The sequence below is a fragment of the Mucilaginibacter celer genome, from assembly GCF_003576455.2.
Lineage (GTDB): Bacteria > Bacteroidota > Bacteroidia > Sphingobacteriales > Sphingobacteriaceae > Mucilaginibacter > Mucilaginibacter celer.
This window is the reverse complement of record NZ_CP032869.1, coordinates 3,813,496-3,826,082: the sequence shown is the minus strand read 5'-3', so window position 1 is coordinate 3,826,082 and position 12,587 is coordinate 3,813,496. Positions and strand designations below refer to the sequence as shown.

9 protein-coding genes are annotated in these 12,587 nt (G+C 44.6%); 7 read left to right on the top strand and 2 right to left on the bottom strand.

Annotated elements, in window-relative coordinates; translation table 11 throughout:
* Window positions 1–8: 8 nt before the first annotated feature.
* Both HYN43_RS15355 and HYN43_RS15350 read right to left on the bottom strand, forming a co-directional pair.
* Window positions 9–3,299, bottom strand: coding sequence for a TonB-dependent receptor (locus tag HYN43_RS15355; protein WP_119410187.1), 3,291 nt, complete (start codon window positions 3,297–3,299; stop codon window positions 9–11).
* A 92-nt stretch (window positions 3,300–3,391) separates the two neighbouring features.
* Window positions 3,392–4,384: a FecR family protein gene (locus HYN43_RS15350; RefSeq protein WP_119410186.1), complete on the bottom strand. Its 993-nt coding sequence runs from the start codon at window positions 4,382–4,384 to the stop codon at window positions 3,392–3,394.
* 318 nt (window positions 4,385–4,702) lie between these two features.
* On the opposite strand from HYN43_RS15350, the gene HYN43_RS15345 reads away from it, so the two are divergent.
* From HYN43_RS15345 to HYN43_RS15315, 7 genes are all read left to right on the top strand, one after another.
* Window positions 4,703–6,082: a S41 family peptidase gene (locus tag HYN43_RS15345; protein ID WP_119410185.1), complete on the top strand. Its 1,380-nt coding sequence runs from the start codon at window positions 4,703–4,705 to the stop codon at window positions 6,080–6,082.
* A 135-nt stretch (window positions 6,083–6,217) separates the two neighbouring features.
* Window positions 6,218–7,483, top strand: a complete 1,266-nt coding sequence (locus HYN43_RS15340) for a PQQ-dependent sugar dehydrogenase (RefSeq protein WP_119410184.1) — start codon at window positions 6,218–6,220, stop codon at window positions 7,481–7,483.
* Window positions 7,484–8,000: 517 nt separating this feature from the next.
* Window positions 8,001–8,450 carry a GNAT family N-acetyltransferase gene (locus HYN43_RS15335; RefSeq protein WP_119411246.1) on the top strand — a complete coding sequence of 150 codons (450 nt, stop codon included), beginning with the start codon at window positions 8,001–8,003 and terminating at the stop codon, window positions 8,448–8,450.
* A gap of 129 nt (window positions 8,451–8,579) precedes the next feature.
* Complete coding sequence (locus HYN43_RS15330) at window positions 8,580–8,936, top strand: hypothetical protein (RefSeq protein ID WP_119410183.1); 357 nt, start codon at window positions 8,580–8,582, stop codon at window positions 8,934–8,936.
* A 23-nt stretch (window positions 8,937–8,959) separates the two neighbouring features.
* Window positions 8,960–9,433, top strand: coding sequence for a Dps family protein (locus HYN43_RS15325; RefSeq protein WP_119410182.1), 474 nt, complete (start codon window positions 8,960–8,962; stop codon window positions 9,431–9,433).
* 120 nt (window positions 9,434–9,553) lie between these two features.
* Window positions 9,554–10,252, top strand: coding sequence for a LytR/AlgR family response regulator transcription factor (locus HYN43_RS15320; RefSeq protein WP_119410181.1), 699 nt, complete (start codon window positions 9,554–9,556; stop codon window positions 10,250–10,252).
* A gap of 120 nt (window positions 10,253–10,372) precedes the next feature.
* Window positions 10,373–12,562, top strand: a complete 2,190-nt coding sequence (locus HYN43_RS15315; RefSeq protein ID WP_245446922.1) for a response regulator — start codon at window positions 10,373–10,375, stop codon at window positions 12,560–12,562.
* The last annotated feature ends 25 nt before the right edge of the window (window positions 12,563–12,587 follow it).

Below are 12,587 nucleotides of genomic sequence, written 5' to 3'. Positions count from 1 at the left end.
GGTTACAATTAAAAGCGATAAATAAAGTTGAGTGTCGATGTGGTTCCGTATTGCCAGGTATATATTTTAGTATCATATTTGGCATTGTATTTTGTTCCTTTAGGGTCAATTTGCTCAGCAGGCAGCGGAGGGGTACCATCGCCCGGATATGGCTGTACAGAAGGTATCGGCTGCTCATCCGGTTTGCCGGTTGGCTGGTAATGGTTTCTGTAATAAAACATTTGGCTGTTAAGCAAATTGCTGATGTTGAGACGAAACTCGGCTTTGTTATCCTTTGAAAATTTATAACTCAGCTGCATGTCAATCACGTTTCTGCCATTCTCATACAGGTCTTCCGAACGATCGGGCGAAGCGTATACTATGCGATGGCCGAAGCGGTTATAGGTAGCATTGAATCCAAAATGTTTGCCGGTGTATAATATCCCCCCGTTAATAATATAGGGCGACTGGCCGGTTAGCGGACGGTTCCGTTTACCCGGAACGGCTTTGCCATCGGCATTTACCGAGTATACCGTACCCAGATCAACACTGGCATCTAAATAGGTAAAGTTGCCCGAAATGTACAAGTTTGACCAAAGGGGTGAGGAACCGGAAATAAAATTTAATGATTTCCGGAGGTCTACTTCTATCCCGGTGTTTTTGGCACCTTTTAAATTGCTATATACATACTTTCTTGGATTTGCATTCGGATAAAGTATTTCAATAGGATCTTTAAAATTTTTATAGAAACCCGAAACCGAAATAATCTCGCCTGGTGAAGGGTAAAATTCATACCTTAAATCATAGTTCTGAATAGACGTACGCTTAAGGTTGTCACCGCTAACCGAAACAAACAAATCATAATCAAAATAGCTGAAAAAAGATAGCTCTCTGAAATCGGGCCGGGCCACTGTTTTATAGTAAGCTGCCCTTAAATTCATTTTGGGTGTTAAAGTGTAAATTGCGTTAACAGACGGTAAAAAGTCGTTATTTTTTGATTGAATCAAGCTATCAACAATTGGAGGAAGCTGGTTGGCGGGAGCTTTGCCGCGAGTGGATGTAAATACGTTTTGTTCATTTCGCTCATATCTTACGCCTGCAATTAACCTCAGGTTTTTAACCGGTTTTAAATCAACCATACCATAAAAGGCGTTTAATTTTTGCCTGCCTTTGTAGCCTGTGCCCGCATCAGAACTTGTTATGCCGTTTCCCGCAGGAACCGTGGGATACAGGTATAAGCTTCCGTTAGCGAATTGCGATGGATTATAAACATCATAATAGGCAATACCATCATACTGGTTACTGTTAGCGGATGACGTACTTTTAATGCGATAAAGATCGGCACCAAAATTGGCGCGGCGGTAGCTGCCCTGGTAACCCAATTTTACCGAGTGGTTTAGCTGATTAAAACGAAACGGAATTTGCAGGTTTGTTTGCCATGTATATCGTCTCTCGGCCAGATGGGAGTAAAAGATGTTACCCAGTTGAAAATTACTATCATTGAAGTTGTAGGAATAATAGTCATCAGGTTGATGGCCTAAGGGATGGTATTGGTACATAAGGCGGCTAAAAGGTTGGTCGCGGTCTACAGTAGATAATGCAAAGCCATAATCAGCCTTAATACCACGCTTGCCCAGCGTATGTTCTCCGGTGAAATTAGTTTGAAATAACTCGTTTACAATTGTTTGATTACTATAGGCGTTAACATAGCTGTTATCGTTCATATTGATCCCCGAAAACGTAAAGTGCTCATCGTTAAAGCGACGGTTATAAGTGTTTTTAAGCGTGAATTTATTGTGCCCGCTGGTATAGGCCAGGTTAAGGCTACCGCCCCAAAGGGTGTTAAAGATATAATCGGTACCCTTGTAATCCTTATCAGTTAAAATATTTACATCGTGCTGGTTATTAAGTTGTTCATTGCGGTAAGTTAAGGCAGCTATAACACCCAGTGTTGAGTTATCCTTAAACGGAAAACTATGTGCTGCTGTAAACTGGTAGCTTTGAATGGGCTGAGCAGTATATTTGCGTAAAGCCCAGTTATCGGGCAGTGTACCCAGAAATTTAGCTGCCTGCGCCTTTTGATCGGCCGTGGCCGAATTATCTACAATTTTTAGCGCCAGGTTATCATATTCGCCCAGGCTCATGCCGGTCGGCTTGCGCTGATAATCGTTTGCAAAACCAAAATAGTTGGCTGTACCGCGGTGTCCGCTTATAAAATCTTTACCGGTAGCGCGGCTGTTATATCCACCGCCAATGGTAATTTGCATCGAGTTTTCATCCGGGATATCTTTGGTAGTTATCTGCACAAGGCCGCCGGTAAATTCGCCTGTTAAATCGGGCGTTGCGGTTTTGTTTACCACAATATTATCAACAAGGGAGCTTGGTATCACATCAAAAGCAAAATCGCGGCGGTTGGGCTCACTGCTGGGTAGCGGCGCGCCGTTCAGCATAACATTGTTATACCTGTCGCTCATGCCGCGTACCACAACAAACCGGTTTTGCGATACCTGCAAACCGCTTACCCGGGTGAGTACCTGAGCGGTATTGTTATCGGGGGTACGGCTAATCTGTTCGGCGGTAATACCGTCGGATAGGGCGGCATTATTTTTTTGCCTTGCGTACAGCCCCTGGATGGAAGCTCTTTTATAATCAGATTTAACAACTACCTCGCTTAGCGCATTCGAAGCCGGTTTCATGGCGATATCCAGCAGCGTACTTTTATCTGCGTTAACTACAACGCCCGAGATCCGTTGCGATTGAAAGGAGATATAAGTGATTTCGATAGTATAAGTGCCCGGCACAACTACAAACTGGTACGATCCATCAGGGGCGCTTTGTACGGCTTTGCCAGCTTCTACCAGCTTAATGGTAGCGCCGGGCAGGGTTTCACCCTTGTCGTCCAGTACCTTGCCGGTAATTTTACCATCTTTTTGTTGTTTGGCGGGGGCCTGTGCCGGGCGTTTTTCTATCCGTACCGATATTTCCTTACCCTGCAGGTCATACTCGAGCGATTGGCTCTTTTTCAGATCGGTTAAAACGTTGCCAAGCGGAGCGTTGTTGTATTTGATATTGTTAACCTTTACTTTTTTAGCGGCCTCCTTGTCGTAAAAAAAGTCGTAGGTTGATTGTTTTTTAAGTTGTACCAGCACTTCATCTAAATTGGCACTTGGCATGGTAAGGCTTACCGGGTTACGCAGTTGTGCTACATTGCCCTGCGCATTGGCTTTAGTTATCGCATAAAAAAGAACAAATGAGATGATGAGAACGATGAACGGGTATTTTTTTTGCTTGAAGAAATTATTATTAGTAAATACGTGCATAAATTTTTTAATAGCGTTTTTCCAGAACTTATTTCAAAATTTAACCGGGGATACCGTTGCCGCGGTATTCCCAATTTTTTATAAAAAGGAGCTTAGTTGTTTATAGTATACTCATGGTCCCCCTTCTTTTTAAATTTTAACCCGTGGATAAACAGCACGCGGCGCAAAACCTCGTCGACTGTGTTGCGGGTATAGGCCCCGGTTATCATTTTGTTTTGAAGTACCGAGCTGTCTTTCAGGTCGATATTCACGTTGTAGGCATCGGCAATACGTTTCAGTGCTGCTGATAAAGGCAGGTTATCAAATACCATTTTGCCGCTGGTAAATGCCTCCATTTTGCCGTCGATAGCCACGTTGTTTACATCAATACTGCTGTTATAATTATTGTAGCTCAATAACTGGCCCGGTAAAAGCACCCGGTGCTGTTTGCCCGATGTTACCTGCACTTTGCCGCGCACAAGTAATACACGAATGTTTTTTTCGGTTTTGTAAGCGGTGATATTAAAGGCCGTACCTAAAACGCGTGTTACAATCCTGCCCGATGTTACTTTGAAGGGCTTGGCGGCATCGTGGCTTACATCAAAAAAGGCCTCGCCGGTTATGCTCACTTCGCGGCTGGTATCGGCAAAGTTATTTTTGCTGTAGCTGATGGATGAATTAGGGTTTAGCCACACTTGCGTACCATCGCTTAAAACAACTTTGTGTGTAAATTTTTCGTGATTGCTGATGGTAACCAGCTGTTGTGTCTGCCCGCTTTTTTTATTGCTGCCAAACCAGTAAGCTATACCCACGGCCATCAGTAAAGCTAAACCTGCCGCTACCCGGTATGTTGTTGCCGGTTTCCAGCCGATTATCCGGCGGTCGGCAGGTTTGTTTATGATAGCGCCAAGCCTGGCAAAAAACTCCTGTTTTACAGTATCAGGCGTTTCAATAGGCTTGCCTTCGGCAGCCCGTTCCATAATATATTCATCCAACACCGACTGATCATCCTGTTCCAGGTAAGCTAATACCTGTTTCTTTTCGTCGGGATTACAATCCCCGTCGAAATATTTTCTGAGCAATGCTTTGGTGATCGTGTCGGCCATGTGGTGGTGTATTTTCCTTTTTTTATAGGTAATACGCCGGGGAGGGTGGGATTCCCTATTGGGGTTGGAATTTTTAGGCGTTTGTAATTGCGGTATTTTTGTAGATAAAACAAACGTAGTATAAAGGGCTGTTTGATAAACAATTTTTGACTATTTGATGGGGTTTGTATCAGAAAGTTATACTATATGATTTAAATTTCGTCGTAAAGTATAATTTACAGACTATTTAGCATGTTCATAAAAAAAGATGGTTCATAAATAGGGAATATGCTTCCGCCAAGCGTATTTGAAGTAGTATAAAACGCTACCTTAATAAAAATGAAAAATCCTCGCCGTGTTTTCTTTGTTTGTTTGATACTGATAATGATTGCGGCGTTATCATGCAAAAAGAATAATGTAACTTCTAATAACCTGTCGTCAACCCAAAAATGGATCCTCGACAGCATGCAGGTATACTACTATTGGAACGAAACCCTCCCCAAAAAAACCATATCCGGTACATCTTCCACATCTTTTTTTAAAAGCCTGCTTAATAATGCCGACAGGTTTTCGTACCTCGATGATCCCGACGAAGTGAAAACTGAATATTCATCATTTGGCTACTATGGCTTTGATTACGCCATACTCGCCAACGCAACCGCGCCGGGCGGTTTGGTAGCTACGGTAACATTGGTTGTACCGGGAAGCGCGGCCTACAAAGCGGGCTTAAAACGGGGCGACTTTTTTACGTCGGTTAACGATATCGTAATCAATAGCACAAGCAGCAGCAACGTGCAGCACATCCTGAAGCAGGGTAATCCTATAAAACTACAATTGGCGGCCTTAGCGGATGGTACTATCTCAAATACCGGAACCTTAAGTTTATCCGCCCAATATTTTACCGAGCAGCCGGTATATCTAACCAAAACATTCAGTTCGGCAGGCAAAAAAACGGGTTATATTTTTTACGATGCCTTTAATGGCGTGTTTGATCGTAACCTGCTCGATTCGTTGTCGAAACTAAAGGCGGCAGGTATCTCAAATCTTATTATCGATCTGCGTTATAATCCAGGTGGCGATGTATCTTCGGCAGCCAAACTGGCGGGTATGCTGGCCAATACCGAGGCCAACCAAACTTTTGTAATATACCAGGCTAATAAAAACGGGGGGCGCAGCAACCGGAGTTTTCAACAAACTATGCAGGAGAATGATTATCAGCCGCAATTATTTTCTGAAATTAAAAGCAGGCGTTTAAGCCTTGAAAAAGTGATAGTGCTAACCACGGCAGCAACCGCTTCATCGGCCGAATTGCTGATTAATGCCCTTAAACCATACGCTACAGTAGTACAAATAGGTGAAAAAACCATTGGCAAGGATATGGCCAGTTTTGCTATTGCCGATGAACGTAAGCCTGTTGTGGTAAACCTTGTATTGCATCCTTTGGTATTTAAATTATACAACGCCAACGCACAGGGCGATTACAGCAATGGCCTGAACCCTGATTATATGGTTGATGAATTTTCAAACCTTCCGCTCAAACAATTTGGCGATGCAGCTGATCCTCTCCTCGACCAGGCATTAAAATTAACCGGTAATGTTACTACCACGGCTGTTAACAAAGCGACTAATGTAAGTGCCAATACAACAATAAACTACCAATCGGCGGTTGAGCGGGCTGCATATGCGGCACCGGTCGCAGTTCATCGCCTGGCGAGATAAATATTAAAGCTGTTGTTTGTGATATTACGGCAGATTGTTTTGTAACGATTTAAAAGCTTTTAGCATTTTGCGGGCCCGCGGGCTTCTTATTTATGCTGGCTATCATTAAATTAGCCCTAACCAAAATCTACATTTATGAATAAAAAAGCACTCCTGCTGATCACTGTGTCTGTCGCGATAGTAAGCGCACTGGCCTCTTTTAAATTTACAGGGCAGGATGGCCCGATAAAAAATAAGTCGGCGGCCGATGCCGGCATTAAGATTCCCGAGGGATTTAGCGCTACAATTATTGCTGATAATCTCGGCCCGGCCCGCCATATGGTGGTAACCCCCAATAATGATATTTACGTGCACCTGGAAGGTTTTAAAAATGGTAAAGGCATTGTTGTTTTGCATGATAATGGTGATAAAGCAGATGTTAAAACCAGCTTTGGCAATTTTGGTGGTACTGGCATCCGGATAAACAATGGCTATTTATATGCCTCTTCAGACAAAGCCGTGTATCGTTTTAAACTGAATGATAAGCAGGAAGTAACAGACCCTGAACATCCCGAAACCGTTGTAAGCGGATTAATTAGCAGGAGGGCGCATAAGCCCAAAGCCATTGCGTTTGATAACGAAGGTAACCTGTATGTAAATATTGGCGCTTACTCCAACATTTGTTCCGAGTTTGATCCTCGGAAAAAGGGCTGCCCGATACTGGATTCGGCGGGGGCTATCTGGAAATTTAAAACAGATAAAATTAACCAGAAACAAAGCGATGGGATCCGTTTTGCCTCCGGTTTGCGTAACGTAGTTGGGTTGGACTGGAACCAGCAGGATAACCAGCTATTTGTGATGCAGCACGGCCGCGATGCCCTGCATGATCTGTTTCCGAAATATTATACCACCCAGCAATCGGCCCTGTTGCCTGCCGAGTGCATGTACGCCCTTAAGCAGGGTGATGACGCCGGCTGGCCGTACATGTACTACGATGATGTAAAACACAAAAAAATATTAGGCCCCGAATATGGTGGTGACGGAGAGAAGGAAGCCGATGCCAAATACCTCGATCCGGTGGCGGCTTATCCTGGTCACCTGGCACCTGATGGGTTATTGTTTTATACCGGCAGCCAATTTCCCGAAAAATATAAAAACGGCGCGTTTATCGCCTTCCATGGTTCGTGGAACAGGGCACCTGAGCCGCAGGCCGGTTACTTTGTAGTTTTTCAACCTTTTAAAAATGGCAAGCCCGATGGTAAATGGGAGGTATTTGCCGATGGATTTGCAGGTACAGCCGAAGAAACATCGCCGGGCAAGGCCGAACACCGCCCATGTGGTTTGGCTCAGGGGGCGGACGGTTCATTGTATGTGAGCGATGACTTGAAGGGGACGATTTATAAGATTACGTATAAAAAGTAGCGGCAAAAAAACTTCTTGCATTTGATGACGGCGATAGGAGGCACCTACGGAGCCAAAATCGGTTGAATTAAACTACAAACATGGTACTCCTACGGAGTTTGAAAAATATATGCTATTGCAACTCCTTAGGAGTACCATATTTATAATAAGGCATTGAGAAGCGATTTTGGTTCCGTAGGTGCCACCCTATAATCGCCGTGCCGGTAATATCCGGCAGGGGTTCGCTTTTAGAACACGTGGCTCCTATGGAGCCGGAAAATCTCTATTCATTTGCTATAAACACGATACCCCTATGGGGTGGTTTTATAACTCCGTTAGGAGTTTCGTGTTTATAGCAATATTTTAGAAACTATGAATGGCTCCATAGGAGCCTCGTGTAATCCACTTTTTTTAAAAGCGATTTCCCTGTAACATCCGGTTAAGCGTATCATTATCATGACCAAATATTTACCTTAGCACCTTCATTTAGATAGTGAAAGCCAGCGGCTTGATTCCTTCGCGTGAAAAAAATAAAAACATGAGCTACACCCACATCTTTAAAGCATTCCACGATCTTACTGTTACCGAACTATATCAACTGCTGAAACTACGGAGCGAAATATTTGTGGTGGAGCAAAATTGTGTGTTTCTTGACCAGGATGATAAAGATTATGCCTGCCACCACCTGTTGCTGTTTGATGAAGATCAGGAACTGGTGGCTTACGCGCGCATAGTACCTGCGGGTAAATCATACGCCGAAGCATCCATAGGCCGTATAGTGAGCAGCAGCAAAGTGCGGGGAAAAGGTGCCGGCAAGGTATTGGTGCAAATAGCCATTGATAAGACCAAACAACTTTATGGCAACGTGCCGATAAGGATAGGAGCGCAATACTATGCCGTTAAGTTTTACGAGATTTTTGGCTTTAAAGCCGAGGGTGAGATATACGATGAAGACGGCATCGATCATATTGAAATGGTGCTGGCCTGATTATCCGTTTAAACATCATCCTGTTCAAAATTCCGTTTAACGATTAAAATTGCCCGCTCAACGAATTTGAGGCGGGCTTGTAAGGGGGCGCGATTAATTTTAGGGTATCAAAAAGTAAAACAGGATACCATGAAAACATTGCTTTTACCACCCGATCCGCGCGACGTAGTTAAACATACATCAGCCGAAATAAAAAACGTTTCAAAACCTGCCACGGTCATACACGAGGGCTTTTCCTGGAGCAAAATTACCGATAAGCTTTTTCCGGAAGATACCGCCGAAAACCTGAGCACTACCGAGGCCGTTATTCGCGGAGCGCTGGTGTTTACCATGCCGGTACTTTCGGCTGTCGACTGGAATTACCAAACCCATACCATGCTGCTGATAGCCCCGGTTATTTTTTACCTCGAGGTAACCGCGTTTACCATGTATTGCCCCATTAAAAGGTTGTTTAGCAATTACAGCCACCCGTCACGTATCGAATAAATCACCCTAAATAAAAATACATCATGAAAACCAACATCGGAATAAACGAAGCCCACCGCCAGGCTGTTTCAGATCAGTTAGCCAAACTACTTGCCGATGAATTTGTACTGTACACTAAAACCCGCAACGCGCACTGGAATATTGAAGGACCGGATTTTCACTCCATGCACATCTTTTTTGAGCAGCAGTATAATGAGCTTGATGAGGTGATGGACAGCGTTGCCGAGCGCATCCGTAAAATTGGCCATTACGCGCCTGCCACCTTAACCCAGTTATTGCAACTTACCCATTTAACCGAAAAGCTCGACTATAAAAATGACAGCCTCGGTTTTATTAAAGAGTTGCTGGAAGATCATGAAGGCATTATCGAGTTTATCCGCGGCAATATCAACGCCTTCGCTAATGATTATAACGATGCCGGTACCAGCGATTTTATTACCGGGTTGATGGAAACCCACGAAGGTATGGCCTGGATGCTGAGGTCGCATTTCCGATAAAAATATCCCCTCTATCATAACCGCTGTTTGCTCCGCAAAAACGGTCCTTCCTTATTGGGCGGGAGGACCGGGGCAAAAAGCAAAATATGCTTATCTTAGCCCCAAATTCAACCTGCCTGTATGAATAGCTTAATTGTCGACGATAACCCCATAGCCCGTGCTACGCTGAGTCACCTGGCCGGCCAGGTGGCAGATCTGAACGTGATTTGCGAGTACTGTACCGCTATGGAGGCTTATAACCATTTGCAAACCCAAAACGTCGATCTGTTATTCCTGGATATTGAAATGCCCGAAATGGATGGGTTGGAGCTTACCCGCAACCTTAAAAATAAGGATGTGGTTATCATCTTCACCACATCAAAAAAAGAATACGCCGTTGAAGCTTTTGAACTGAACGTGGCTGATTATATGGTAAAACCAGTTACGCCCGGCCGGTTTTTACAGGCGGTAAACAAAGCCCGCGAAATTATTGAAAGCCGCAAAGCCGAAGAGGTACAGGTGAAAAACGATGAATTTATTTTTGTGCGCGATTCCAGCATTACCCGCAAACTGATGCTCGATGATATTTTATATGCCGAGGCCATGGGCGATTATGTAAAGTTTTATACCCCTAAAAAAGAGTATGCCATACACGGCACTTTAAAATCGGCCGAAGAAAAACTGCCATCATCAAGGTTTATCAGGGTGCACCGCTCATACATCATCGCGCTTGATAAAATTGACACCCTGCAGGATGGCGGTTTGGTGATAGGCGGCAAGTTTTTACCCGTTGCCGATGCCTACCGCAAAACGCTTAACAGCCGCATGAACGTGTTTTAGGCCCGTCGATTACCGGGGCCTTTTCACCGACAGATTTTCCCCCGCTAACGAATTGTATATTTAATATAGGATTAACAGCTGCATATTTATTGATCATCAATGCGTTCAACGCCTTTTGTAATGACTAATAAGAAATTTGCTTACCTGATACTGGCATCATTTGCTGCCGGAACTATATTGCTGTTGGTTATCCAATATAATTTTGCACAAAACATGACCTCCATGCGCAAAGGCAACGAAAGCCTGCTGCGCGAACTGCATACCAGCAATCACCTCCGCGAAATTGACCGCGATTTGCTGGGCGTTGAAGCCCGCATCCGCGCGGCCATTGCAACTGATGATACCTCGCACCTGGAGGGCGTGGACTCTAAGATAAAAGCGGTTAAAGATTACCTCGATTCGATTGAGATAGGTGTGCATGACACTAAGGTGAAAGGATACCTTGATCGTTTAAACGTTTTGGCCGATGAAAAGGTGAAGATTAAAAACCTGCTTCTGTATCGCTATGCGAAAACCGGCAACATGAACGATACCAGTTTTATAGCCAACCCGCGGGCGCGCCGTATCTCGAACGAGATTACCGTGGTAACCCATAAAATATATGATAACCGCCAAAAAATGATGGATGGCCTGAGCGCTGCGGTAATCAAAAACAGCTCGATGGCGCGGTTGTACGGTAATTTGCTGATGGTGTTCATGTTTTTAAGCGGTGGTGCTTTATGCTGGTTTATAGTGAACCAGTTTCGCCAGCAAAACAGGCTGATCAATAAACTCGATGCGTCTGAAAAAACTGCCCGTGAAGCCTTGGCGATAAAAGAAAACTTTTTGGCCAATATGAGCCATGAAATCCGCACGCCGCTTAACTCTATCCTGGGTTTTACCAACCTGCTTAAGCGCCGCAAAATAAACGCCGATGCCGATGAGTTTGTAGATTCGATACAAAAGGCAGGCGAAAACTTGCTGGCTATTATTAACGATATCCTCGACCTATCGAAAATAGAGGCAGGCATGATGCGCATTGTACACTCGCCGTTTAGCGTTCGTGGATTGATCGATTCGATCGAGACTTTATTTAACGAACGCATCAGCGAAAAAGGCCTTATATTCAGCAATAAAATAGGTGCCGATGTCCCGGATACGCTTATTGGTGATGCAACCCGCCTTACGCAGATTTTAGTGAACCTGATAGGCAACGCCCTCAAATTCAGCGAGCGTGGCCGCATCAGGGTTGAAGTTTACAACCGCGGCGTAAGTGGTAAAACTATACAACTGGGCATTAAAGTAGCGGATGACGGTATCGGCATCCATAAAGATAAACTGGCATCCATATTTGAGCGCTTTAACCAGGCCGAAGATTCGATAACCCGCAGCTACGGCGGCACAGGCCTGGGTCTTTCGATAGTAAAGGACCTGGTGGTGTTGCAACTTGGCGAAATTGAAGTGAGCAGCGAACCGGGCAAAGGCACCGAGTTTAATTTTTATATACCTTATGCCATTGCCGATGAGCAGGTTACCGGTGGTCACGCAGTAGATGACGCAGGCTATATAGCTACCCAGGTAACCCGCGAATTGAATATACTGGTGGTTGATGATAATGCCATGAACCAGAGCCTTATGAAGCACCTGCTTGGCCAGTGGGGTGCCGGTTTTGATGTGGTATCAAACGGCGAAGAAGCCATTGCTAAACTTAAAACCCAAACCTACAGCCTGGTGCTGATGGATATTCAAATGCCTAAAATGGATGGCTATACGGCAACCTACCACATCCGCAACGAGCTTAAACTTAATGTACCCGTTATAGCCATGACGGCCCACGCCATGGCCGGCGAACGCGAAAAATGTCTGAGCAATGGCATGAATGAATATGTAGCCAAGCCGGTTAACGAGGATGAACTGTTTAAACTGATCCTGAAGTTTATCCCCAACGCCTCGCGCCAGGAGCAGCCTGCCGAAACTGTTGAATATGCCTACAAACATATCGACCTGGGGTATATGAAGGAAATAAGCAAAGGCAACACCGGTTACGAAAAACTGGTAACCTCGCAGTTTATTGAACTTGCTTTAGCCGATATTAACGCGCTTAAAAACCTGTATAAAGAAGAGGATTTTGCCGCGCTGAAAACCACGGCCCACAACATGAAAACCACCGTGGCCATTATGGGCCTGCTGCCGGTTTTAGAAGCCGACCTTGATTTACTTGAACAGGTTACTGTAGCCGATGTTGAAACCCTGAAGCTGATAAACGATATAACCGCGGTTTGCCTGAATGCTATTGATGATGCGAGACATTTTTATGGTACCTTAGTGTAGGCCCGCACGACTACCTCATCCTCTT